This window comes from Polymorphospora rubra, from assembly GCF_018324255.1.
Classification (GTDB): Bacteria; Actinomycetota; Actinomycetes; order Mycobacteriales; family Micromonosporaceae; genus Polymorphospora; species Polymorphospora rubra.
This window is the reverse complement of record NZ_AP023359.1, coordinates 1,432,301-1,456,140: the sequence shown is the minus strand read 5'-3', so window position 1 is coordinate 1,456,140 and position 23,840 is coordinate 1,432,301. Positions and strand designations below refer to the sequence as shown.

21 protein-coding genes and 3 pseudogenes are annotated in these 23,840 nt (G+C 73.2%); 15 read left to right on the top strand and 9 right to left on the bottom strand.

Annotation, left to right across the window (positions count from 1 at the left end; translation table 11 throughout):
* The first annotated feature begins 133 nt into the window (after positions 1 to 133).
* The 11 genes and pseudogenes from Prubr_RS06635 to ahcY all read left to right on the top strand — a co-directional run bounded on the left by Prubr_RS06635 (position 134) and on the right by ahcY (position 12,331).
* Positions 134 to 559 (top strand): YbaB/EbfC family nucleoid-associated protein, encoded by a 426-nt coding sequence (locus Prubr_RS06635; RefSeq protein WP_212822584.1) that lies wholly within the window; start codon positions 134 to 136, stop codon positions 557 to 559.
* Positions 549 to 878, top strand: coding sequence for a hypothetical protein (locus Prubr_RS06630; protein ID WP_212822582.1), 330 nt, complete (start codon positions 549 to 551; stop codon positions 876 to 878). The genes Prubr_RS06635 and Prubr_RS06630 overlap by 11 nt, the downstream gene beginning before the upstream one ends.
* A 22-nt stretch (positions 879 to 900) precedes the next feature.
* Positions 901 to 4,170, top strand: coding sequence for a toxin glutamine deamidase domain-containing protein (locus Prubr_RS06625; protein WP_212822580.1), 3,270 nt, complete (start codon positions 901 to 903; stop codon positions 4,168 to 4,170).
* A complete protein-coding gene (nfi, locus tag Prubr_RS06620) occupies positions 4,167 to 4,868 on the top strand; it encodes a deoxyribonuclease V (RefSeq protein ID WP_212822578.1) in 702 nt (233 codons plus the stop codon). Before Prubr_RS06625 ends, nfi begins: the two co-directional genes overlap by 4 nt.
* Before the next feature lie 197 nt (positions 4,869 to 5,065).
* Positions 5,066 to 5,563: a DOMON domain-containing protein gene (locus Prubr_RS06615; RefSeq protein ID WP_212822576.1), complete on the top strand. Its 498-nt coding sequence runs from the start codon at positions 5,066 to 5,068 to the stop codon at positions 5,561 to 5,563.
* Positions 5,518 to 5,931, top strand: coding sequence for a hypothetical protein (locus Prubr_RS06610; RefSeq protein ID WP_212822573.1), 414 nt, complete (start codon positions 5,518 to 5,520; stop codon positions 5,929 to 5,931). The genes Prubr_RS06615 and Prubr_RS06610 overlap by 46 nt, the downstream gene beginning before the upstream one ends.
* Positions 5,932 to 6,077: 146 nt before the next feature.
* Positions 6,078 to 7,463 carry a phosphomannomutase/phosphoglucomutase gene (locus tag Prubr_RS06605; protein ID WP_212822571.1) on the top strand — a complete coding sequence of 462 codons (1,386 nt, stop codon included), beginning with the start codon at positions 6,078 to 6,080 and terminating at the stop codon, positions 7,461 to 7,463.
* Positions 7,464 to 7,554: 91 nt separating this feature from the next.
* Positions 7,555 to 7,746, top strand: a complete 192-nt coding sequence (locus tag Prubr_RS06600) for a Trm112 family protein (protein ID WP_212822569.1) — start codon at positions 7,555 to 7,557, stop codon at positions 7,744 to 7,746.
* The gene (locus Prubr_RS06595; protein ID WP_212822567.1) at positions 7,746 to 8,948 is read left to right on the top strand and encodes an SIS domain-containing protein; all 1,203 of its coding nucleotides are present in this window, start codon (positions 7,746 to 7,748) and stop codon (positions 8,946 to 8,948) included. The genes Prubr_RS06600 and Prubr_RS06595 overlap by 1 nt, the downstream gene beginning before the upstream one ends.
* Positions 8,949 to 9,293: 345 nt before the next feature.
* Positions 9,294 to 10,495: pseudogene (gene manA / locus Prubr_RS06590) on the top strand (mannose-6-phosphate isomerase, class I).
* Between the two features lie 349 nt (positions 10,496 to 10,844).
* Positions 10,845 to 12,331, top strand: a pseudogene (ahcY, locus tag Prubr_RS06585) (adenosylhomocysteinase).
* A gap of 82 nt (positions 12,332 to 12,413) precedes the next feature.
* Here ahcY and Prubr_RS06580 read toward each other — a convergent pair.
* Both Prubr_RS06580 and Prubr_RS06575 read right to left on the bottom strand, forming a co-directional pair.
* Entirely contained in the window at positions 12,414 to 12,566 is a 153-nt protein-coding gene (locus Prubr_RS06580) for a hypothetical protein (protein ID WP_212822566.1), read from the bottom strand.
* An 88-nt stretch (positions 12,567 to 12,654) separates the two neighbouring features.
* Positions 12,655 to 12,969: a hypothetical protein gene (locus Prubr_RS06575; protein ID WP_212822565.1), complete on the bottom strand. Its 315-nt coding sequence runs from the start codon at positions 12,967 to 12,969 to the stop codon at positions 12,655 to 12,657.
* A gap of 155 nt (positions 12,970 to 13,124) precedes the next feature.
* On the opposite strand from Prubr_RS06575, the gene Prubr_RS06570 reads away from it, so the two are divergent.
* Positions 13,125 to 13,982 carry a helix-turn-helix domain-containing protein gene (locus Prubr_RS06570; protein WP_212822564.1) on the top strand — a complete coding sequence of 286 codons (858 nt, stop codon included), beginning with the start codon at positions 13,125 to 13,127 and terminating at the stop codon, positions 13,980 to 13,982.
* Between the two features lie 31 nt (positions 13,983 to 14,013).
* Positions 14,014 to 14,220 carry a DUF397 domain-containing protein gene (locus tag Prubr_RS06565; RefSeq protein ID WP_246568393.1) on the top strand — a complete coding sequence of 69 codons (207 nt, stop codon included), beginning with the start codon at positions 14,014 to 14,016 and terminating at the stop codon, positions 14,218 to 14,220.
* Positions 14,221 to 14,286: 66 nt separating this feature from the next.
* Here the strand turns inward: Prubr_RS06565 and Prubr_RS06560 are convergent, their stop codons facing one another.
* Positions 14,287 to 15,390 (bottom strand): RDD family protein, encoded by a 1,104-nt coding sequence (locus Prubr_RS06560; RefSeq protein WP_246568392.1) that lies wholly within the window; start codon positions 15,388 to 15,390, stop codon positions 14,287 to 14,289.
* 16 nt (positions 15,391 to 15,406) lie between these two features.
* Between Prubr_RS06560 and Prubr_RS06555 the strand changes: the two genes are divergently transcribed.
* The gene (locus Prubr_RS06555; protein WP_246568391.1) at positions 15,407 to 16,393 is read left to right on the top strand and encodes a stage II sporulation protein M; all 987 of its coding nucleotides are present in this window, start codon (positions 15,407 to 15,409) and stop codon (positions 16,391 to 16,393) included.
* A 124-nt stretch (positions 16,394 to 16,517) separates the two neighbouring features.
* Here Prubr_RS06555 and Prubr_RS36725 read toward each other — a convergent pair.
* The 6 genes and pseudogenes from Prubr_RS36725 to Prubr_RS06525 all read right to left on the bottom strand — a co-directional run.
* A pseudogene (locus Prubr_RS36725) lies at positions 16,518 to 17,108 on the bottom strand (DUF559 domain-containing protein); the annotation flags it as partial.
* 431 nt (positions 17,109 to 17,539) lie between these two features.
* Entirely contained in the window at positions 17,540 to 18,862 is a 1,323-nt protein-coding gene (locus tag Prubr_RS06545) for a DUF58 domain-containing protein (protein WP_212827599.1), read from the bottom strand.
* An 8-nt stretch (positions 18,863 to 18,870) separates the two neighbouring features.
* Positions 18,871 to 19,800 (bottom strand): AAA family ATPase, encoded by a 930-nt coding sequence (locus Prubr_RS06540; protein WP_425518035.1) that lies wholly within the window; start codon positions 19,798 to 19,800, stop codon positions 18,871 to 18,873.
* A 56-nt stretch (positions 19,801 to 19,856) separates the two neighbouring features.
* On the bottom strand, positions 19,857 to 21,356 hold the full coding sequence (locus Prubr_RS06535; protein ID WP_212822560.1) for a DUF4350 domain-containing protein: 1,500 nt from the start codon (positions 21,354 to 21,356) through the stop codon (positions 19,857 to 19,859).
* A complete protein-coding gene (locus Prubr_RS06530) occupies positions 21,353 to 22,039 on the bottom strand; it encodes a DUF4129 domain-containing protein (protein ID WP_246568389.1) in 687 nt (228 codons plus the stop codon). Before Prubr_RS06530 ends, Prubr_RS06535 begins: the two co-directional genes overlap by 4 nt.
* Entirely contained in the window at positions 22,036 to 22,881 is an 846-nt protein-coding gene (locus Prubr_RS06525) for a hypothetical protein (protein ID WP_212822559.1), read from the bottom strand. Before Prubr_RS06525 ends, Prubr_RS06530 begins: the two co-directional genes overlap by 4 nt.
* A 200-nt stretch (positions 22,882 to 23,081) precedes the next feature.
* On the opposite strand from Prubr_RS06525, the gene mtrA reads away from it, so the two are divergent.
* Positions 23,082 to 23,771 carry an MtrAB system response regulator MtrA gene (mtrA, locus tag Prubr_RS06520; RefSeq protein ID WP_212822558.1) on the top strand — a complete coding sequence of 230 codons (690 nt, stop codon included), beginning with the start codon at positions 23,082 to 23,084 and terminating at the stop codon, positions 23,769 to 23,771.
* Positions 23,772 to 23,840: the final 69 nt, after the last annotated feature.

The following is a 23,840-nucleotide window of genomic DNA, read 5'->3' as shown; positions in this document are numbered from 1 at the left end:
GTCGGGCCGGCTCGGCTCTGCTGCGCAGAAACTACCGGACAACGCTGTTTCGTGGCGCCCGGTATGGTGCGGCGTTACCGAGAGTCGATCAACCATCGATCTTGATCGAGGTTGACATGGGGGAGGGACGCCGGTGACACAGTCCGCGGATCGGGACGCCAACCGCGCGCTCAGGGCGCGCTTCGACGAGGTGTACGGCCAGTACGAGCGGCTCCGCTCGAACCTCGACGAGCTGCGGCGCCGGCTGGCCGCGGTCGAGGTGACCGCGAGTTCCGACGACGGCCGGATCACCGCCACCGTCGGACCGCGCGGCCAGCTCGTCAAGCTTGTTCTCGACCCACGCGTGCACCACACCCACGACGCCGAGGCGCTCGCCGCCCGGATCACCGGCACCGTTCAGCGGGCCGCCAGGCAGGCCGGCACCGCGGTACGGGAGCTGGTCGCCGGTTACCTGCCGGCCGGCTCCGGCGCGGTCGACTTCCTCGACGGCGGCGATTTCGGCGCGCTGCTGCGGCGTGGTGACGCGGCCCTGCGCGAGGAGGCCGGACGTGGCGCCTGACGGCGACATCTGGCTCGACCCCGCCCTGGCCGGCCGCGGCGGCCGGGACCTCGCCGCCGCCGGCCGGGCGATCACCGCCCAACGGGACCGGCTCGGCGCCGACCTCGCTGTCCGCAGCGCCGGCCGGCCGTGGGGCCGCGACGACATCGGTGCCACCTTCGACCGGATCTACCGCACCGCCGAGACGACCGTCCTGAGGGGATGGCGCGGCTCCGGCCGTCACGTCGAAGGGCTCGGCGACCGCGTCCTGCGGTCCGTCGACGCCCACGTCCGCACCGACGCCGGCGCCGGCCGGCGGGTCGCCGACGCGGCGACCTGACCGTGGAGGGAGTACGGCACCCGTGACCATCCTGCCGAGCCCGATCCCGCACCCGCTCGACCTGCTGCCCTGGGACCTGCCCGACTGGGCGTACGAGGGCCTCGACTGGGTCGTCGGGGCCGAATGGCCGCAGGGCGACGAGAAGGCCGTCTGGGACCTCGCCGACCAGTGGTACGCGGTCGCCGCCGCACTGGCCGGGCCGCGTGACGACGCGCACCGCGCCGCCGGTGAGGTGCTTGCCGGCTTCGGCGCGAGCGGTGCCGCCGGTACGGCGTTCGGCGTCGCGTGGCGCGACCTCACCCAGGGCGACGACGCACCACTGCCGGTCCTCCAGGCGGTCAGCGGTGAACTCGGCCGGATCGTCGAGGAATGTGGCTGCGACATCGAGGGCGCCAAGATCGAGGTCTGGATCCAGCTCGGCATCCTGGTCGTCGAACTGATCGCGCTGACCGTCGTGGCCGCGCTCACCCTCGGTGCCGCCTCACCGGCGGCCGCCGCGGCCATGGCCGCCACCCGTCTGGTCGTCCAGCAGATCTTCCGCCGCCTCGCCGCCCAGATGGCCAGAAAGGCGATCAGGGAAGGCGTACGGGAGGCCGCCGAACGGGCCGCCCGGGACGTCACCGGCCGCGGTCTGAAGAACTTCGCCCGGTACGCCGCGATGCAGGGCGGCAAGGAGGCCGGTGAAGAGGTCGCCGTCGACCTCGGCACGCAGTTGCACCAGAACGGCACCGGCCGCCGGGACGGACTCGACGCCCGTTCGCTGGGCATGTCGGCCGTGGGCGGCTTCGCCGGCGGGGCGGCGGCCGCGCTGGCCACGCTCGGCCCGCACGCGGCTGGCGGAGCCGCCCGGTTCGGCGAGAGCATCGGCCGGGGAATGGCCGGCGAAGTGCTCGCCGAGCAGGCCGCCAGCCTCGCCACCGGGAACGGCCTCGTCGCGCTCGACGACGCCGGCCGGGCCGCGACCTCGGGGGCGACCAGCGCCGGGATCAACCACGCCACGACCGAACTCGACCGGAACCTGGGTACCCGGCTCGACGCGCTCACGGCGGCGCGGAACCTGCCTCCGACGGCCGACCTGCCGGCCGGAACGTCCGGGGGACCGGCGCTGGCCGGGGACGGGACGGTGGCCGCTGGCGGGACGGTGGCCGGTGGCGGTGTGGGAGGGCCGGCCGCTGGCGGCGGTGGCGGTGCGGGAGGGCCGGTCGCGGATGGCGGCGGTGCGGCCCAACGGGCGACGGACGGTGTCACCGGCGCGCCGGTCGCGGCCGGGGCATCGGCCGGGACGGACAAGGAAGCGGTCCCGGCATCGGCGGCGGCCCGGCCGCCGGAACCTCCGGGATTCCCGGAGCGGGCGCCCGCCGAGGTGGGCGGCACCGCGACCGACGGCGGCCTGCGGGCGACCGGGTCGGATGCCCGCCCGTCCGCTGACGCGGTCTCGCCGGCGGGTACTCCTCCGGCGGGCAGCTCTTTGGCGGGCACGGTCCCGCCGGGCTCGTCCCCCTCGACAGCCGACATCACCGTCCATACCGGAGCCGCCGGCCACGAGATGCCGGCTGCCGAGGGCTCGACCATCGGGGGACCGGCCACCGGCGGTCCGACCTCCGAGGGGCCGGCTATGGCTGGTGCCGCGTCGCTCACGCCGATGGTCGGACTTGCCGGTCCGTCGGTCGCGGCGATGCCCACTCCGGTCGGCGATCCGCCGGCGACGCCGCCCCTCCCGGCCGGTCCGGTGGCGCCGGCCGGGACGGTTCCGAACCCCGCACCGGCACCGGGCGCAGAGCTGCCGGTCGGCAACCCGGCGCCCACGCCCCGCACGCTGTCCGCGCCGAACCCGTCGTCCGCGCCGAACCCGCCAGCCGCACCGAACCCGCCGGTCCCATCAAACCCGCCGGCCGAATCGAACCCGCCGGGTCCGGCGACCGATCCGTCCCGGTTGTCTCCCCTGTACCAGGCCATCCTCGACGAGCGGGAGCGCCAGCGTTACACCGAGTACGCCCGTCGGGAGCGGGAGACCTACGAGCAGATCCGCCGGGACGACGAGGCGGCACGGCTGCGGGCCGAGGCACGCGAATCCCTGCGCCGCTACTCCGACTTCGCGGACGAGGCCGACCGGCTGCGCGCCGCCGGCCATGTGGAACTGGCCCGGGTGCTGTCGGCGACGGCCCGGCGGGAGAACCGCCGGTCGGAGATCCGGGCCGACCGGGCGGACGCGGTGCTCGCCGGGAGGATCGTTCCGGACCGGCACGACGTCGCCGACGGGCTCGACTTCTTCCGGCTGAACCACGACGCCGGCAACCTGTTCACCGCCCCGACCCGGGCCGACCGTTCGGCGCTGACCGGCAGCGACCGTCCGCCGCCGGTCGACAACACCCGGACGTACGGCCGGCGCGGCGGGCTGCGTCCACCGCTGGCGCTGCATCAGCGTGAGCTCGTGAACCGGATGCCCCGTGACCGCGACGGCGCCGTTCTGCGCACCGCCGATCCGCGCGCCGGCGGATGGTTCCAGTTGGCCAACGACGGCGGGCCGCTGGCCGACCCCACCCGGTCGATCAACTGCCTGGACTGCACGCTGTCGTTCTACGACACCTGGGTGCACGGGCGCCCCCGGGTGTCGGCGCCACGCACCTTCGACGGCTACGCGTACGGCAACGTCGACTTCCCGGTCGACGGTGAACTCGACGGTCCGGGCCGGGTCGAGGATGTCACCGGCGGCCGATTCCAGCAGCTGTGCCCGGACGTGAGCGGGCTGCCGCCGGCGGTCGGGCAGGAGCGGGTCGGGGCGGCGTACGGGGAACTGGCCCGGCAGTTGCGGGCCGGCGGGCACGGCTCGTACGCCTTCCTGATCAACACCTGGGCGACCGGTGCGTCCCACGCCTGGGTGGCGATCAACCAGGGCGGCACCATTCTGTTCCTTGATCCGCAGAGTGGACAGGTGTCGGTCGAGGAGCCGCTGTACCGCCATTCCGGGACCGGGGACGACGGCAACGTCACCGCGCTCGACGTGCTCGTCCTCGACCGCAACGCCGAACCGATGCCGTTGCCCGACCACCCGCCGGGCATCTTCAACAGCCGCCCGCCACGGACCGGGGACGAACCGCCCCTGCCCCCACCCCCGCCGCCTCCTTCGCCCCCACCCCCGCCGCCTCCGGAGGAGCGCCCGATGCCGCCCCCGCTCGCGGACGGCGAGAGCCCGGACTTCAACCGGGTCTACCTGCTGGAAAGTTCGACCACGTATTCCAGGCCGCCCCCGCCGCTGAATCCGGGCGCCGGTTCGGGCAGCATGCTCCGGTGACCGAGGTACGTGTACCGGCCGGCTGGCCGGCGACTCCGGAGGCGGCCCGAGCCGAACAGGACCGCCTGCGTCCGCTGGTGGACCTGGTCGGGCCGGGGCCGACGGCGCCGCGACTGGTGGCGGGACTCGACGTGGCGTACGCCGAGGACGGCGACCGGCTCGCGGCGGCCGTGGTGGTGCTCGACGCGGCGAGCCTCACCGTGGTCGACGCCGCGGTGGCCGTCGGGCGGGTGGCGTTCGGCTACGTCCCGGGGCTGTTCGCGTTCCGCGAGCTGCCGGCACTGCTCGACGCACTCGACCGGTTGACGGCCCCGCCGGACCTGCTGGTCTGCGACGGGCACGGGTTGGCCCATCCGCGCCGGTTCGGGCTCGCCTGTCACCTGGGCGTCCTCACCGGGCTGCCGGCGATCGGGGTCGGCAAGACCCCGCTGACCGGCACCTGGGATCCGCCGGCTTCGCCGCGCGGTTCGTGGTCCGACCTTCGCGACGGTGCGGACACCGTGGGGCGGGTGCTGCGTACCCGGGACGGCGTCAAGCCGGTCTTCGTCTCGGTCGGGCACCGGATGGGGCTGGACAACGCCACCGATCAGGTCCTCGCGTTGTCGCCGGACTACCGGCTGCCGGAGACGACCCGGGCGGCCGACCGGATGTGCCGGCAGGCGCTGGCCGGCCAGGTCGGCCGGGTGTCGCCCCGGTGACGGCCGGGTGTCGGGATCGATACGCCGACCGGGCGCCGCACGTCCCACCGGCACGTTTGTTCGCCGCGCGGTGTGGGCGCGGTGCGTGGTTGGCGGTGGTTCGAGGTGATCTTGAGCGCTTTGCACGTATCGGCCGGCAGGTCGGGGCGGGGTAGCCTGTCCGCCGTACCCGGTCCGGTCCCAGCAGCGAGGTGAACATGACGGTACGGCGCGGCGCGATCAGGCTCGCGACGGTGCTGGCGCTCGCCGGCGGTCTCGTCGTGGCCGGTGCGGCCCCGGCAATGGCTGACGAGGACCGGGTGACCGTCAAACTCCCGGGCAGCTTCAAGGTCGGCGCGGCGGGCGGTGTCACGGTCACCGTGGCCAAGCGGACCGAGGGCTGCGTCTCGGTACGCACCGCACTGGCCTTCAATCTTCCCCAGCTCTCGCCCGACCAGGTCGAGGTGCAGGTCGCGGTCGACGGTGAGTGGCGCCGGGTGATCACCTCCGACGGGGGTGGTGGCCTGATCGTCACCGAACGCACGGCACCGGAGAAGGCCCGGCTCTGCGAGCGCAAGAGCGTGTCGATGCGCTACCGGGTGCAGTTCCTGCCCGGTGCCCCAGCGGCACGGTCAACATCGTGGGGGAGGCGTACGGCAATCCCGGTGGCGTGCTGGACCGGGCCGCCGGCACCCGGCGGGTCACCGGCGGGGTGAGCCCGACGCCGCCGCGGCCGTCGAAGTCGCCCACCCCCTCGCCGTCGGCGAGCCCGTCACCCGAGGCGTCGGAGAGTGCCGGACCGACCGACGGGGCGGTGCCGGTCGCCGAGCGCTCGCCGGTGGCGGGTGGGGCGGCGCCGTCGTCGGGCGGAGGCGGCTTCTTCGGTGTCGGCACCGTCGTCATGTCGGCCGGCGTGGGCATGGTCGCCGTCGGCGTGGCGCTGCTCATCTTCCTGTTGCGCCGCGGGCGGCGTGGCGACGACCCCGGCCCGGAGGGCGGGTTCGGGTTCGGCCCACCCCCGCCTCCGCCGCCCGGCGGTGGTGACGGCGACGCGACGAGGATCCTGCCGCGCGTGCCGTACTGAACCGTGCCGTACCGAACCGCCGGATAGCCGGCCCGGTCCGGACCCCGCCACGTCGGCCGGGTCGGGACCGCGCCTCGGCACGGTTGGCGGCCCCGGCTCCGATACGCTCAGACGGTTGGATACTGATCGGCTGAGGAGCGAGACAATTGTCTGACTTGTCCCGGATCGTCAAGGCCTACGACATCCGCGGCACCGTCCCGGACCAGTGGGACGAGCGGGTCGCCGAAGCACTCGGGGCGGCGTTCGCCCAACTGCTGCGGGCCTCCGAAGACGGCGGCGACACGGTCGTCATCGCCCACGACATGCGCGACTCGTCACCCGGTCTCGCCGCCGCCTTCGCCACCGGCGTGCGCGCGGAGGGACTCGGGGTCGTCGAGGCGGGCCTCGGCTCCACCGACATGCTCTACTACGCGTCCGGCGCGCTGGACATGCCCGGCGCGATGTTCACCGCGAGCCACAACCCGGCGCAGTACAACGGCATCAAGATGTGCCGGGCCGGCGCCCGGCCGATCGGGCAGGACTCCGGTCTGGCCGAGATCCGGGAACGGGCCGAGGCTCTTCTCGACCGTGCCGCGCAGCACCCGGCCGGTCCGGTCAAGGAGGCGGCGGAGCGTCGCGAGCTGCTTCCCGACTACGCGGCCCATCTGCGCACCCTGGTCGACCTGTCGGACATCCGGCCGCTCAAGGTGGTCGTCGACGCCGGCAACGGCATGGGTGGCTACACCGTGCCGGCCGTCCTGGGCGACGCGGCATTGCCGGCCCTGCCGCTGACCATCGTGCCGCTCTACTTCGAACTCGACGGCTCGTTCCCCAACCACGAGGCCAACCCGCTCGACCCGGCCAACATCGTCGACCTCCAGCGCGCCGTCGTCGAACACGGCGCCGACATCGGCGTGGCGTTCGACGGTGACGCCGACCGCTGCTTCGTCGTCGACGAGCGTGGCGAACCGGTCTCGCCGTCCGCGATCACCGCACTGGTCGCCACCCGCGAACTCGGCAAGCACCCCGGCTCCACGGTCATCCACAACCTCATCACCTCCACCGCCGTGCCGGAGATCGTCCGGGAGCACGGCGGCGAACCGGTGCGCAGCCGGGTCGGCCACTCGTTCATCAAGGCCGAGATGGCCCGCACCAACGCCGTCTTCGGCGGCGAACACTCGGCCCACTACTACTTCCGCGACTTCTGGTTCGCCGACACCGGCATGCTCGCCGCGATGCACGTCCTGGCCGCTCTCGGCGAGCAGGACCGCCCGCTGTCGGAGATCGGCTGCGACTACGAGCGCTACGTCTCCTCGGGCGAGATCAACTCGACGGTCGACGACCAGCAGGCCAAGCTCGACGAGGTCAAGCGCAACTACGCCGACGCCGACACCGACGAACTCGACGGGCTCACCGTCCGCTTCGCCGACGGCGCCTGGGTGAACCTGCGTGCCTCCAACACCGAACCGCTGCTGCGGCTCAACGTCGAGGCGCCCACCGCCGAGCGCATGTCCGCGTTGCGCGACGAGGTGCTCGCCCTCGTACGCGGATAAGATCCGTCCGCCGGTCGGCAGCACATGATCGGTCCGGTACGGGCCGAGCCAGCCGACCCCGACCGCCCACGACCGTAAGGGGAGTCGCGTCATGGCCCTGGATCCGCAGTTGCTGGAGATCCTCGCCTGTCCGGACACGCACCACGCACCGCTCGACCACGATCCGGTCGCCCAGACCCTGACCTGCACCGAGTGCCGGCGGGTCTTCGAGGTGCGCGACGACATCCCGGTGCTGCTGCTCGACGAGGCGCGCGGCGGAAACGAACAGGTGGAGGCCCCCTGATGGCCGGTCCGATCGAAGGGGCCGCCGGCGTACGCGGCAGCCGGATCGCCGACGAGGCACTGCTCGACGACCCCGACGCCCTGGCCGACAACGATCCGGGCGGCATGCTGCGCTTCACCGCCTCGGCCGGCGCCCAGGTACGCGAGTCGGCCTCGCTGGCCGCCGAGGCCAACCTGTCGGTGCTGGCCGACGAGGGCCGACCGCGGGCCGTGGTCATCGCCGGCATCGGCACCGCCGCCCGTACCGGCGACGTGCTCGCCACGGTCGCCGGCCCGCGCTGCCCGGTGCCGGTGATCGCCCACCGCAGCGCGGGGGTGCCGGGCTGGGTCGGTGCCGCCGACGTGGTCATCGCGGTCAGCGCGTCCGGCCGCAGCCCGGAGGCGCTCGGCGCGGCCGAGGCCGCGGCGCGGCGCGGCGCCCGGCTGGTGGCTGTCGGCGCGCCCGACTCGCAGTTGCAGTCGGTGGCCGAGGGGGTCCGGGCCCCGTTCATCCCGGTGCCCCGCCGGGCTCCGGCCCGGGCCAGCCTGTGGGCGCTGACCGTGCCGGTGCTGCTGGCGGCCCGCACCCTCGGACTGGTCAAGGTCAACGAGGCCGACCTGGCGGAGACGGCGGCCCGGCTCGACGCGGACGCCGACCGGTGCCGGCCGGCCGCCGAGTCGTTCGTCAACCCGGCCAAGGCGCTCGCGCTCGGGCTCAGCGGCTCGGTGCCGATCGTCTGGGGCTCCTCGCCGCTGGCCACGGTCGCGGCGCGGCGGTTCGGTGACACGCTGTCCGCGAACGCCCGCTACCCGGTGGTCGCGGGGGCGTTGGGTGAGGCGGGACGGGGTCGGGTCGGGCTGCTCGACGGCGTGTTCGGCGGGCTGGTCGAGTCGACCCGGGACATCTTCGCCGACCCGGAGGACCAGTCCGACGCCACCCGGCTGCGCCTGGTGCTGCTGCGTGACGGCGGACTCAACGCCGACGAGGACACCGACGAGCCGCTGGCGGTGGAGGAGCGGCGGGCCGACGCCGTCCAGACCCTCGCCGAACGCCGCGGGGTGCGCTGCGACGTGGTGACCGCCGAGGGCGGGTCGGCACTGGAGCGGCTTGCTTCCCTGATCGCCGTACCGGACTTCGCCTCCATCTACCTCTCCCTCGCCCACGGCCTCGACCCGATGGCCGTGCCCGCGGTGCAGGAGATGAAGGAACTGTCCAACCAGTGATCCGCGCCGGGCCGCCGGGTGGCGGCCCGGCTGTGCCGCTGCCGGCGGCCGCCGCGCGCACGCGGCGGCCACCGCCGGCATCCGGCCGCCGGTGGCGGTCGTTGTCACCCGGATCGCCGTCGGATTCGGCGTACCGCCGGGCACCGTCGTGGATACCCTTCGCAATGAAGGGACGCCCGCTGCCGGGTGCACGCCGAGCGCGGCCCGGACCACGGCCTACGATCCGCTGTCCGGGACCGGACGGCGGTGGTGGGTCGCCCCGGTGACCTATCTTGAGGCCGACATCCACCACGCCGCGGCCGGCCGCGTGCCGACCAGGGCCGGACCACCACCCGTGGAGTGACCGTGCAACTGTTGCGCAGCCCGATCCGCGACTATGCCTGGGGATCCCGTTCCGTGATCGCTGAACTCCAGGGGCGCCCGGTGCCGAGCGACGGCCCGGAGGCCGAACTGTGGCTGGGGGCCCATCCGGGGGCGCCGTCACTGGTCGAGTGGGCCGACGGGCCGCGGAGCCTCGTCGAGGTGATCGCCGCCGAGCCCGACCACTGGCTCGGGGCCGCGGTGGTGTCCCGGTTCGGCCCGCAGCTGCCATACCTGATGAAGGTCCTGGCCGCCGACGCCCCGCTGTCGTTGCAGGCCCACCCCGACCTCGACCAGGCCCGCGCCGGCTATGCGGCGCAGACCGCGGCCGGTGACGGCCACCGCAACTACGCCGACGGCAACCACAAGCCGGAGCTGCTGGTGGCACTTACCCCGTTCGAGGCACTCTGCGGCTTCCAGCGGCCGGAGCTGTCGGCCGACGTACTCGCCGGGTTCGGGGTCGCCGCCCTCGAACCGGTGGTCGCGGCGCTGCGCGCGGGCGCCGGGGGGCTGCGCGAGGCGGTACGACTCCTGCTGTGCTGGCCGCCGGCCGATCGGACCGGCCTGGTGGCGGCGGTCGCCGCGGCCGAGCTGCCCGGACGGTTCGCGGCCGAGCAGGCGCTGGCCCGCCGCCTCGCCGGCCACTACCCGGGCGACCCGGGCGTGCTGGTGGCCCTGCTGCTCAACCACGTCCGGCTCGAACCCGGCGAGGCGGTCTGGATGCCGGCCGGCAACCTGCACGCCTACCTCCGGGGTGCCGGCGTGGAGATCATGGCGGCCAGCGACAACGTGTTGCGCGGGGGCTGACCCCGAAACACGTGGACGTCGCGGAGTTGCTGCGGGTGCTGCGGTTCGAGGTGCTCGACGAGGTGGTGCTGCCGCCGGTCCCGGTGTCGCCGGGGGTGGTCACCTGGCCGGTGCCGGTGCCCGACTTCGTGATCCACCGGGTGGTCCTCGACGGGCAGGTGCCGACGGTGTCGCTCCCGGTGGACGGGCCGCGGGTCGTGCTCTGCACGGCGGGCGAGGTGTCGGTCGCCGACGGCACCGGACCGGTCGGGCCGGCCATCGGATCGGCCGGCCTGGTGACGGTGCCGCCCGGGCGGGCGGCGATCGGCGCCGCGGCGGGCGGCGCGCTGACCTTCACCGGTGCCGGTACGGCGTACGTCGCCTCGGTCGGCGTGCACTGACCCCGTCCGGCACGGTTGCCGCAGGATTCACCTCGAGCATCCCAGCCGGCTATATGCGGATTTTCCCGGAATCCCTTGACAGCGTGGTTGCTGAGTGTGACTCTATAGGTACGCAGCGTGAACGCGACGAAGGTCCGAGACACGCGCGAGGAACCAAACCGGGGGGATGCGCGGGGCGGTCGGGCAGTGAGCGGGGAACCGTTCATCAGCTCGCCCGCCCCGCGCGCTGTCCGCGTACGGGTCGGCGGTCACTCGGAGCTGGCGTGCACCCGACAGGTCCGCGGCTGATGGTCAACTGCCCAGCGTAAGCTTGGCCGTCGCGCAGCAGACTCGTACGACAGGAGCTTTTATGACCAGCACCCTTCCGGCGACCGCTGACGGGACCCGCCCCCGCACCCTGGCCGAGGGCGACTTCAAAGTGGCCGACCTGTCCCTCGCGGCCTTCGGCCGCAAGGAGATCCAGCTTGCCGAGCACGAGATGCCCGGGCTGATGGCCATCCGTCGGGAGTACGCCGCGAGCCAGCCTCTGCGGGGTGCCCGGATCACCGGCTCGCTGCACATGACGATCCAGACCGCTGTGCTGATCGAGACCCTGGTCGCGCTCGGTGCCGAGGTGCGCTGGGCGTCCTGCAACATCTTCTCCACCCAGGACCACGCGGCCGCGGCGGTCGTGGTCGGCGCCGACGGCACCCCCGAGGCGCCGGCCGGTGTCCCGGTCTACGCGTGGAAGGGCGAGACGCTCGAGGAATACTGGTGGTGCACCGAGCAGGTGCTCGTCTGGCCGGACGGCCAGGCCCCAACATGATCCTCGACGACGGCGGTGACGCGACCCTTCTGGTCCACAAGGGAGCGGAGTTCGAAGGCGTCGGCGCGGTTCCGGCCGTCGAGACGGCCGACTCCGAGGAGTACGCCGTCATCCTCGGTCTGCTGCACCGGTCGCTCGCGGAGGACAACCGGCGCTGGACCCGGGTCGCGGCCGGCATCAAGGGCGTGACCGAGGAGACCACCACCGGCGTTCACCGGCTCTACGAGATGCAGCAGGCGGGTTCGCTGCTCTTCCCGGCCATCAACGTCAACGACTCGGTGACCAAGAGCAAGTTCGACAACAAGTACGGCTGCCGCCACTCGCTGATCGACGGCATCAACCGCGCCACCGACGTCCTCATCGGTGGCAAGGTCGCGGTCGTCTTCGGCTACGGCGACGTCGGCAAGGGTTGCGCGGAATCGCTGCGTGGCCAGGGCGCCCGGGTCATCGTTACCGAGATCGACCCGATCTGCGCACTGCAGGCGGCGATGGACGGCTACCAGGTGGCCACGATGGAGGACGTCGTCGAGACCGCCGACATCTTCATCACCGCGACCGGCTGCTACGACGTCATCACCGACGAGCACATGGCTCGGATGAAGCACCAGGCGATCGTCGGCAACATCGGCCACTTCGACAACGAGATCGGGATGGCCGCCCTCGCCAAGCGGGGCGACGTGCAGCGGATCAACATCAAGCCGCAGGTCGACGAGTGGCGGTTCGACGACGGCCACTCGGTGATCGTGCTGTCCGAGGGCCGGCTGCTGAACCTCGGCAACGCGACCGGCCACCCGAGCTTCGTCATGTCGAACTCGTTCGCCAACCAGACGATCGCCCAGATCGAACTGTTCACCAAGACCGACGAGTACCCGATCGGGGTCTACACCCTGCCGAAGTACCTCGACGAGAAGGTGGCCCGGCTGCACCTGGACGCGCTCGGCGCCAAGCTGACCGAGCTGAGTGCAGCGCAGGCGAAGTACCTCGGTATCCCGGTCGAGGGTCCCTACAAGTCGGACCACTACCGCTACTGAGTCCACGCGTACGGACGGGCCGGCCGGAGTCTTCCGACCGGCCCGTCCGGCGTTCCGGGGGCTCCGCGCGGTGCGACCGCCGTCAGGTGCCGGAGCGCCGGTTGGGGCGCACCCAGGTCCAGATGCAGTAGACGAGCCAGGCGACGGCGACGGCGGTGGCCAGCGGACGCAGCCGCAGCGCGTTCAGCGCGAGGACGACCACCAGGACGACCAACCAGGGTACGAAGGCTTTCACCCCGCCATTGCAGCAGATCCCGCCCGGGCCGGACAGGGGCGGCCGGGAGGGGTGGGTCGGCGTTTGCCGCCGCCGACCCACCCCCGGATCAGGCCGCCAGGTGCTGTGCCGTTCGGCCCGCGACCTGGACCAGTTCTGCCTCCAGCAACCGGCTCCAGCGGCGTCGCACCTGCTGGAGTGTGGTGAGGATGGGTCGGGCCTGTGGCCCGTCGTCGGTCGGCAGCAGCACGGCCGCGCCGTCGGGCAGTGCGACGACCCAGGCCGCGACGTGTCCGGGAACGTCGGTTCCACCACGGTCGTAGAGCGCGAAGAGGGATGGCTTCTCGTCGACGAGCACGAGCCCGAGACTCAGCTGCCAGGGCAGTTCGGCTACGTCGCCAGCGGTGACTTGCTCGTTGATCACGGCAGCCTCCCGGTGTCGTAGGGCGAGGGCGAATGTGTGATCCCGCCGTCGCTCAGCGCACTTCCAGCCTGCATGAGAGCTGTCATAGATGCAAGTGCAGATTGATGCCAGGATGTTGCATTGTCTAGCAACAACTAGGCCCTATGCTTTGCGGGATGGCAGTGAAGCCCAGCCCTACCACGCTGCGACGGCAACTCGGCGCCGAGCTGCGCAAGTTGCGCGACCAGGCTGGCAGCACCGTCAGTGAGGTGGCGGAAGCGCTCGGCTGGTCGGAGTCGAAGATCAGCCGAATCGAGACGGCGCACACCGGTATCCGCAACGGCGACCTCGACCGTCTTCTGAAGCACTATGGTGTCAAGGACGACGTCGCGGCGAAGATCCGGGCAATAGCCAGCCAGTCACGGCAAAAGGCCTGGTGGGAGGCGTACGGCGACGTCCTGCCCAACGCTTACGAGACCTACATCGGCTTCGAGGCCGAAGCCACCAGCATCTTCAACTACGAATGCCAGATCGTGCCCGGGCTGCTCCAGACAGCGGAGTACGCGAGCGCGGTCATCCAGGCCGACGGGGTCTACGACGACCCCGACGTCCTCGGTCAGCGGGTAGCCGTACGGATGGCCCGACAGGCCGTCCTGACCCGCGAGCCACCGCCGCAACTCTGGGTGATCCTCGATGAGGCGGTCCTGCGTCGGCAGATTGGCGGGCCCGGCGTGCTGCGCCGCCAACTGCTCCGGCTGGTCGAGGCGAGCGAACTGCCGATGGTCACCATCCAGGTGCTGCCCTTCGCGGTCGGTGCGCATCGCGCACTGGCCGGGTCGTTCGTGATCCTCGAATTCGCCGGCCGCTCGGACGCGCCACTCGTCCACAGTGAAGGCATGACGGGCGGGGTGATCCGAGCCAGACCGGAAGAACTTCGGAGCTACTGGATGAGCTTCGAGGCGTTGCGCGCGGCCGCGCTCTCCCCGAGGGAATCGGTCGAGTTCATCACCATGGCCGCGCACGGCAACAACTGACACAGCAAACCAAAAGAGAGGAAGTGGCGCGGTGTTCTCTGCGCCTGAAACCGACGAGCTGCGGTGGTTCACCAGCAGCCGGAGCGCTGGCAACGGCCAGTGCGTCGAGGTCGCGGTCGTTCCCGGTGTGGTCGCCGTTCGCGACTCGAAGGACCTCCACAGCCCGATCCTGCGATTCGACGCCGGCACGTGGCAGAGCTTCGTGAACTCCGTGCGGACCGGAGACCTCGCCGGCTGATTTTCCGGGCGGTCGGGCCTCACCTCCCGGCCGCCCGCTACGGACGGCCCCGCCCGCCGCTCCGGCTCATCCGGGGGGCTCGTCCGGCGGGGCCGACGGGCGCAGGGTGCTCGCGACCGGTGGCGGTCGCATCCCGGTCCAGTCCGGCAACTCGGCCGTCGGACCCAGCCACGGCGGAGTCGGCCAGCGTTGACTCGGCCAGTCCGGACCCGGCTGGACCGGCGCCGGAGGCCGCACGCCGTCCGGTGTCCACGACTCCGCCTTCGATTCCAGCCACGCCGCCGGAACCGGCCGTCCGATCAGCGGCGACCGCGCCAGGTCCGGCCACAGGGCCGCGCTGGCCGACCGGGCCCGGCCCAGCCGTAACGCCGCCCGCCGGTGCCGCTCCGCGAGGACCGCGGCCAGGTAGGCCCAGCTCGGTATCCCGGGCGGCGGCGGGGGAGCGGTCGTCGCGGCCACCTCCTTCGCCAGCTGCTGCCCGAGCCGGCTGCGTGCCGGCTCGACCAGCCCGTGACCGCGCGCCAGATAGTGGCGGATCGCCAGGGCCAGGTCGTCGGGCAGCCCGGTCAGATCGAGGGTGCGGGCCCAGCCGGCCAGCGGCGTGGGCATCCCGGGTATCCAACCCCACGTCGCCGGGGTGCGGTCGTGGATGACGAGGGTGCCGGCCGCGAGGTCGCCGAGGCGCCTGCCGCGCGGATTCGACATCATCGCGCCGAGGCTCGCCAGCCAGGTGACCAGTGGCAGCACCAGGCCGGGCCACTCCACGGCGACGCCCACCAGGCTGCGGGTCAGGGCGTGCCGGAACCGGACCGGGCCGCCGTCCTCACGTACGACCCGCAGGCCGAGTGCGGCCTTGCCGATCGTACGGCCGCCGGCGAACGTCTCGAACAGCGTCGGATACAGCACCAGTACGACGATGACGCCGACCGTGAACAGCCCGCGCTCGAACGCCTCGTCGAGGGTGAACCGGCTGGCGGTGACCGTGAGGCCGATCACGCCCACCAGTGCGAGGACGAGGCCGATCTGCACCTGCATCACGATGTCGATCAGCAGCGCGACGACCCGCGAGCCGATCCGGGCCACCCGTACGTCGACCTCGACCGCCTCGCCACTGACCAGGCCGGCTTCCGCCATCCCGAACCGGGCCGGCGACGGCGGATGGACACTCACTCGCCCAGTGAACACCATGTCGGCGACACTGGGCGACGTGGATCTCGACGCGTACGTCGCCGAGCACGAAGGTGAATGGCGGCGGCTCGAACAACTCTCCCGGGGGCGACGGCTGTCGGCGGCCGAGGCCGACGAACTCGTCGCCCTCTATCAGCGTGCCGCGACCCACCTGTCCGTCGTACGCAGCCGCTCGCCCGACCCGGCGCTCGTCGCGCGGCTGTCCCGGCTGGTGCTGACCGCCCGCGCGAAGGTCACCGGCGGCAGCACCTTCACCTGGCGTGACGTCGGCCGGTTCTTCACCGTCGGCTTTCCGCTGGCGGCCTACCGGGCCTGGCCGTGGTGGTCGGGGGTGGCCGTGGCCTTCAGCGGCCTGACCGCGTTCATCATGTGGTGGGTGGCCGGGCATCCGGAGAGCGCCGAGGCGTTCGTCGGCGAGGAGGCGGCCCGGGAACTGGCCGACTCGGGGTTCGCCGCGTACTACACCGAGTTCACCGCGCCGACGTTCGCGTTCCAGCTGTGGACGCACAACGCGTGGCTGGCGGCGCAGTGTCTGGCGGCGGGCATCCTCGTCGTACCGACGGTGTGGTTGTTGTGGGTCAACGCGCTCAACATCGGCGCGGTCGGTGGCGTCATGATCGACCACGGTCGGGCCGACGTGTTCTTCGGTCTGATCACTCCGCACGGACTGCTGGAGTTGACCGGCGTGTTCGTCGCGGCCGGCGTCGGGCTGCGGATCGGCTGGGCGTGGATCGCGCCCCCGGCCGACCTGGGGCGGGGCCGGGCCCTCGGCGAGGCGGCCCGGTCCGGGATGCTGGTCGCGCTCGGTCTGGTCGGGGTGTTCGCCGTGTCGGGGTTGATCGAGGCGTTCGTGACCCCGGCGCCGCTGCCGACGGTGTTCCGGATCGGCGTCGGCGCGCTGGCCTGGGGTGCGTTCCTGGTGTACGTACTGCACTTCGGCTCCCGCGCGGCGGCGGCCGGCGAATCCACCGACGTATCACCCTGACATTCCGCGATCTTGCAGTTGTCTCCTCCTTTCGTCCCTTATGGGGGGCGACAAGTGCAAGATCGCGGAGTTCGAGTGCCGGAGCGGCGTGGGTCAGCCGGGTCAGTGTGTGGCGGAGTACCTCCACCACGTGGCGGGGGCGTCGGTAGAGGTCCAGGTCGGTGAAGTAGCGCATACGCCAGCCCTGTGCGGCGAGCCAGTTGTGCCGCTCGCGGTCTCGTCGTGCCCGGCTCCGGTCGAGATGGCTCACGCCGTCGTACTCGGCGCCCACCCGGCGCTGCTCCCAGCCGAGGTCGAGTATGTACCGGAGCCGCCCGAACCCGTCGACGACCGGTAGTTGCGCCCGCGGGCGGGGGAGGCCACCGTCGATCACGACGAGCCGCAGTTGACTCTCCTGGCGGCATTGCGCCCCGGCGTCGGCGACCTGGAGCAGTTCGCGGACCTGACGGATGCCTCGCAGTCCACCGTGGGAGATCGCCTCCACGACGAGATCGTCGGGGGTGCAACCGGCCCGTAGCGCGCCATCGAGCACGGGAAGGGCATCGAGCCGACGCGAGGTGCGGGCCAGGTCGACGGCGCAGCGGGCTGCGGACGTACTCGATATCCCATGGATGGTCACCGGGACGGGCGGTAAGGCGGTCTCGTGGACCGTCACGCCGCGTAGTCGCGGCCGGTGAACGCCGGCCGGCAGAAGTACGTGGATCGTCCGCGACATCGGCGCAAACTCGCCGAACCCGTGCAGCCGGGCAACTGTCTGTCGGCAGACGACCGCCTCCGACGGTAGGCGCAGGAACAGGGCACGCAGCCGGGCGAGTTCGTCGGCGCCCAGCGCGGCATCGAGGTAGACACCGTGATACGGGCGGATCCAGCGGCCACCGTCGGCCCGCCGCCTGATCTGGGTTCTGGACAGTCCGGATGCGCGTAGCTCGGCGAAGCGCCATGCCTCTTCCATGGGCGTCCACGATGCGTCGCCCCGCCCGGCAGCGCAGCCACCGGCGTCAAGATCTGTGGATGAGGGCGCGCCTGTGGATAACTCCCGTACGTCTGTTCGCACCGCAGCCCCTCCGCGTCCTTGCACTTGTCGCCACCCATAAGGGGCAAAAGGAGGAGATAACTGCAAGATCGCGAGAAAGCCCCGGGGCATCGTCAGAGGCGGCCCTGGGCTTTGAGGAGCAGGTAGGTGTCGGCGACCTGCGAGGCGAACAGGTGTGGCGGGGAGTCGACCACCTGCACGCCCTGCCGGGCCAGCGCGGCGCGTACCCGGTCCCGCTCGCCCAGCGCCCGCCAGGCCGCCGCCGCGGCGTAGACGTCGGCGGCCCGCGCCGGCGGTGCCGAGGTCAGTCCCGACAGCACCGGGTCGTGGGTCGTGGCGACGACCACCCGGTGCCGGGCCACCAGCCGGGGCAGCACCGGCAACAGGCCCTCACCGAGGGCGCCGGGTTCCAGCGCGGTGAACAGCACCACCAGGGCCCGCTTGCGTTCGCGCCGCAACACCTCGCCGACGATCAGTTCGAAGTCCGTCTCGACCAGTGCCGGTTGCAGCGGCGCCAGTGCGTTGACCATGCGGGTGAGCAGCACCTGCCGGCGGGCGCCGGAGACCGCGGCGCGGACCGCGGTGTCGACCGCGAGCAGGTCGACCTGGTCGCCGGCCCGCGACGCCAGGGCGGCGAGCAGGAGGGCGGCGTCGATCGACGCGTCGAGGCGGGGTTCGTCGCCGAGCCGGACCGCCGACGTGCGGCCGCTGTCGAGCACGCACACCACCCGCCGGTCGCGCTCGGGCCGCCAGGTACGCACCAGTACGTCCTGTCGGCGGGCGCTGGCCCGCCAGTCGATGGAGCGTACGTCGTCGCCGGTCACGTACTCGCGCAGCGTGTCGAACTCGGTGCCCTGGCCGCGGCCACGGGTGCTGGTCGCGCCGTTGAGCATCCGCAGCCGGGCGGTCTTCTCCGGCAGGAAGCGCCGCGACTCGAAGCGGGGCAGCACCCGCAGTGTCCACTGTGGTGTCATCGGCCGTTCGGTCCGCTGCCGGAAAGCCAGCCGCAGCGGACCGTACGAGCGCACGCCGAGCCGTACCGCGGCCCGGTCGCCGCGCCGCGTCGGGGTCAGGGTGGTGACCAGCGTGGCGGTCGCGCCCGGGTTGGCGGCGACCCGGCAGGGCCGCCCCGCCACCCCGTCGGCGCCACTGCGCGCCCCGGCCGAGGGCACCCACGAGTCCCGTACGTCGCCGACGAACCGGCGGGGTGAGCCGTTGTGCAGCGACAGTGTGACGGTGGCGGTCTCACCCAACCGGACGGTCCGGTCCCCGCTCCGCGCGGCGGTGAGGTGCCGGGGCGAGGCGGCCAGGGCCAGGTCGAGCAGGGCCAGCAGGAGTACGGCGCCGGTCAGCAGCACGGCGCCCAGCCAGGCCGGCGACCACAGCGGCAGGGTCAGCGCGCCGAGCCCGACCAGCGCGGCGGCCCGCCAGGTCAGCACGGGCGTTACCGCGGGGTCGGCACGGTGCCGAGCACCGCGTCGAGCACCGCGTCGGTTGTGACACCTTCGAGTTCGGCCTCCGGGCGCAGCCGTACCCGGTGGCGTAGCGCCGCCCGGGCGACCGCCTTGACGTCGTCGGGGGTGACGTAGTCCCGGCCGGCGAGCCAGGCCCACGCCTTGGCGGTGAGCAGCAGGGCGGTGGCACCCCGCGGCGAGGCGCCCAGTTCCAGCGACGGCGAGACCCGGGTGGCGCGGCACAGGTCGACGATGTAGCCGAGGACCGGTTCGGCGACACCGACCCGCCCGACCGCCTCCCGGCCCACGGCCAGGTCGGCGGCGGTGGCGACCCGACGTACGCCGGCGGCGGCGAGGTCACGCGGGTCGAAGCCGGCGTGGTGGGCGCGCAGTACGCCGAGTTCCTCGTCGCGGGTCGGCAGCGGCACGGTCAGCTTGAGCAGGAACCGGTCGAGCTGGGCCTCGGGCAGCGGATAGGTGCCCTCGTACTCGACGGGGTTCTGGGTGGCCACGACGATGAACGGCTGGGGCAGTGGCCGGGGCGTGCCCTCGACCGACACCTGCCGCTCCTCCATCACCTCCAGCAGCGCCGACTGGGTCTTCGGCGGGGTCCGGTTGGCCTCGTCGGCGAGCAGCAGGTTGGTGAAGACCGGCCCCTCGCGGAAGGTGAACGCGGCGGTCCGGGGGTCGAAGACCAGTGAGCCGGTGACGTCGCCGGGCATCAGGTCCGGGGTGAACTGGAGACGCTTGGCGTCCAGGTCGAGGGCGGCGGCGAAGGTGCGTACGAGCAGGGTCTTGGCGACGCCGGGCACGCCTTCGAGCAGGATGTGGCCGCGACACAGCAGGGCGATCACCAGGCCGGTGACGACCGCGTCCTGCCCGACCACCGCCTTGGCGACCTCGGCGCGCAGCCGGTGCAGCGCGGTCCGGGCGTCATCGGCCGCGGCGGGCTGGTTGGCCGGTCCGGCGGGTCGGGTCACCGGGTTTCTCCTTCGTCGGTTCGGTACACCGGACCATGGTGCCCGGGGGGCGGATCGGCTTCCGCCGTGCGGGGTGACGGCGCGCCGGTGGATCCGGACGGCCACGACGCGCCACCGGCAGCCGGGGTGGCGACGGCGTGCGGCAGCGTGTCCAGCCTGCGGGCCAGGTCGAGCAGTTCCGTGTCGGTCGCCGGCGCCGGCCCGTAGAGCAGCGCGTCGACCTCGTCGGGCGGCTGGCCGGTCTGCGCGGCGACCGCCGTGACCACATCGGCGGGGGCGGGGTCGGCGGGCAGGTCCAGCAGCGGCACGATCCGGTCCAGAGTGGCGGAGCGCAGGATCTCGGCGGCCGGGCCACGGGCCTTCGCCCGGTGATAGAGCCGGGCCCGTCCGAGGACCGTCTCGGCCGAGCGGACCGAGACGGGCAGTGGCTCGGCCGCCGGTGGCCCGAGCCGCCGGGCCCGCCACAGGGCCAGGATCAGCAGGGCCAGCGCCAACTGCGCCAGCAGGGTCCAGAACCAGGGCGGGAAGGCGCCCCAGAGCGGGTTCGGCCCGTCGGCCCGGGGCGGCCCGTCACCACCGGCGGGGCTGTCGCCGCCGGGGCGTGGCCGGCCGCCGTCGCCCGACGTCGGGCCGCCGCCGGGCGGTTCACCGTCCCGGTCCGGGTCGGGATCAGGTGCCGGCGGAGGGTCGCCGTCCGGGGACTGCGCGGGGATGGTCGGGCGTGGCTCGGGCTGGTGCAGGTCGAGCCAGACGACCCGCGGGGCGGCGGCGAGCAGGGCGGTCGCCAGCGCGGCGTTGCGGTGCTCGGCGAGCCGGTCGTTGCGGAACGGGTCGGCGGTGCCGATCACCACCACGTCGATCGACCGCCACGGCAGCCGGACCAGCCCGCCGTCGTAGCACCGGTCGAGCTGTCCGCCGGCCGGGCCCGACGAGGGCGGACGGTCGTACCGCTGCCGCAGTGCCGCCGCGGTGCCCGCCTCGACGGCCTCGGCCAGGCCGCAGCCGGCCCCGGGCGGGCCCGCCCGGGTGGTCCAGCGCCGGCTGCCGGTCCGCAGCGGGATTCCGGCGGCCCGCAGCGCCCCGGGTGCCGGATCGACGAGCACGATCCGGGTGCGTTCCGGCAGGAGTTGGAGCATCTCCAGGTACGCCGGATGCACCATCGACGGCGCCGGGACGAACAGCGTGGCGTTCCCCCGGTACGCCGACGCCAGCGCGGCCGGGGTGCGGGTCTGCCGCTCGACCGACGCCCCGTGCCCGCGCAGCCGGTCGGCGAGTTGCCGGGCGCCGACCGGTGCGGTGCTGACCGGGGACAGGAAGTCGTTGTCGGCCGGATCGGGTTCCTCCACCGCATACGTCACCCCGGTGATGACGAACAGCAGCAGCACCAGCCCGAACGGAATGGCGATGCGCCGCCGGCGCCGACGGGGCGTGGTCTCCGCCGGCGCGGCGTACGGCCCCGCCGTCGCGGTTCGCGGCCCGGGGGCGACGGCCGTCACCGGTCGTCCTCGCCGGCAGCCCCGACGACGCTGGGCGGGCGACCGGCGTCGACGGCCCGGAGCACCTCGCCGGCGAGTTGGCGCATCCGGGCGTCGTGTTCGGGCCGCGCGGGTCGCTGGCCGTACCAGAGGTCGGAGAAGAGCCGACCGGCGGCGGCCAGCGGGGCGTCGACGGCCGGCCGGGCGCTGCCGGCCGCACCGGCCAACTCGGTGATCGTCCATCCCGGACGGTGTTCGATCACCTGGCGGTCGGTGAGTTCGCGGATCACGGCGCGCAGCCGTTCGCGCACCGCCTCGGCGTAGCGGCCCTGCGCGGCGTACCGGTCGGCGAGCGAGACGAACGCCGCCGCCGGCAGGGCCGGCAGGTCGTCCGGAGCCGCCTCGCCGGGTACGTCCACACCGGCCGGCCGCTTCCTGTCGCGCCGCCACGGCCACCGGGGTCGCCGCAGCTTCCAGCGCCACCCCCGCCATCGCCAGCGTGGCAGCCCGGGCAGGCGGCGCGGCACCCACGCCGGCCACCAGTACCAGCCGGCGGCGACCAGTGCGGCGGCGGCGACCAGCAGCAGGGCGGCCAGCGGCAGCGGGAGTGCGTCCCCGACGGACGCCACCTTCTCGGTCCACCACCGGCTGAAGTCCACCGCGCCGACGGGTGAGACCTGGCCGGCCCGCGTCGTGGTGCTCACGGTCCACCCGCCAGGATCGCGGCGGCGGACCGGCCGGTGTGCCGGGCCCGGGTGAGTGCGATGTCCAGCCCTTCGGTCCGCATCCGGGTCTCCAGGAGCAGAACCGCGTCGAGGCAGGCCAGTGTCGGGTAGGCGAGGCTGTTGACCAGCAGCCAGACGGTGGCGGCGACCGGCACCGCCCAGCCCGGGGCGTCGGCCCCGATCGCGCTCAGCGCCGCCAGCGCGCCCAGGCCCAGCGCGATCCGGACGGCGAACCAGGCCAGGTAGCCGACGAGCCGGATCCCGGCCGCGCGCAGCCCGGACCGCACGGCCAGGAGGGCGCCCCGGCCCAGGGCCTGGAGCGGTCCGGTCCGGTCGATCACCAGAACCGGTACGGCGAGCCCGACCAGCGCGTACCCGATGATCCAGGCCGGCCCGGTCAGCGACATGACGAACACGACCGCGCCGGCGGTCAGGGCGAGTACGGCGACCAGGCCGAACCGGCCGCCGGCCGGGCGCAGCAACTCGCGGGCGGTCGGCCGGTGGCCCACCACCTCGGCGGCGGCGGCCCGGGCGGCGGGGCCGCCCAACACGGCGATGATCGCCACCTCGACCCCGGCCCCGACGGCCAGCAGGAGCCAGTACGCCCCGAAGTGGTCGAAGTCGGGCAGGTAGGCCGGTGGTTCGGCGTTGGCGGCCATCCGTAACGGGGCGAGCAGGAGCTGTTCGACCAGCGCGAGTACGGCGGCGACCGGCACCAGCACCCGCGCGTGCGCGCGCAGCAACGCGACCGCGGCGTCGAGCAGTTCACCGACGGTCAGCGGGCGCAGTGGCAGCACGACGGGCCGGCCGGCGTGATCCACGCGGTCTCCAGGGGGTGCGGAACGATTCAGCGGCCATCGTGGCATGTCCACGCGTCGTCGGCGAACCGGCGCTGCCGTACGTGCGGTCATCATGACGTACGGTGATGGCCGTTCCGAATTGTCGCCCCTGTCCCCGTGTCCGGGGAACACACGGGTGGAGCCCGCTGGGTCGATGTGAACGGGGATGGAATATTGGTCGCATGAGAGCCCGGGTACTGGTGGTCGACGACGATCCCGCGCTGGCCGAGATGCTCGGCATCGTGCTACGCAGCGAGGGGTTCCTTCCGTCCTTCGTCGCCGACGGCGAGCGGGCGCTGGCCGCGTTCCGCGACAGCCGTCCCGACATCGTCCTGCTCGATCTGATGCTGCCGGGAATGAGCGGCATCGACGTGGCGCGGGCCATCCGGTCCGAGTCCGGCGTGCCGATCGTCATGCTGACCGCGAAGAGTGACACCGTCGACGTGGTTCTCGGGCTGGAGTCCGGTGCCGACGACTACGTGGTCAAGCCGTTCAAGCCCAAGGAACTGGTCGCCCGGATGCGGGCCCGGCTGCGCCGGGGCGAGGACGCCGCGCCCGAGATGCTCACCATCGGCCCGCCCGGCAACCAGATCACCATCGACGTGCCGGCCCACACGGTCAGCCGCGACGGCGACGAGGTGAAGCTGACCCCGCTGGAGTTCGACCTCCTCGTCGCGCTGGCCCGCAAGCCGCGCCAGGTCTTCACCCGCGAGGTGCTGCTGGAGCAGGTCTGGGGCTACCGGCACGCCGCCGACACCCGGTTGGTCAACGTGCACGTGCAGCGGCTGCGGGCCAAGATCGAGCCGGATCCGGAGCGTCCGGAAATCATCCTGACGGTTCGGGGCGTGGGCTACAAGGCGGGCACCGGCTAGCCTTGACGGCACTGTGGCCGACCTCCTGACCTCTGTCAACGTGCTCGTCGCCCGCGCCCGAACCACGGC

Bases quoted from the DNA above. Each gene is read 5' to 3' on its own strand.
- Prubr_RS06615 (WP_212822576.1), top strand. From the start codon at position 5,066: ATGACGGTACGGCGCGGCGCGATCAGGCTCGCGACGGTGCTGGCGCTC.
- Prubr_RS06600 (WP_212822569.1), top strand. From the start codon at position 7,555: ATGGCCCTGGATCCGCAGTTGCTGGAGATCCTCGCCTGTCCGGACACG.
- Prubr_RS06595 (WP_212822567.1), top strand. From the start codon at position 7,746: ATGGCCGGTCCGATCGAAGGGGCCGCCGGCGTACGCGGCAGCCGGATC.
- Prubr_RS06570 (WP_212822564.1), top strand. From the start codon at position 13,125: ATGGCAGTGAAGCCCAGCCCTACCACGCTGCGACGGCAACTCGGCGCC.
- Prubr_RS06555 (WP_246568391.1), top strand. From the start codon at position 15,407: ATGTCGGCGACACTGGGCGACGTGGATCTCGACGCGTACGTCGCCGAG.
- mtrA (WP_212822558.1), top strand. From the start codon at position 23,082: ATGAGAGCCCGGGTACTGGTGGTCGACGACGATCCCGCGCTGGCCGAG.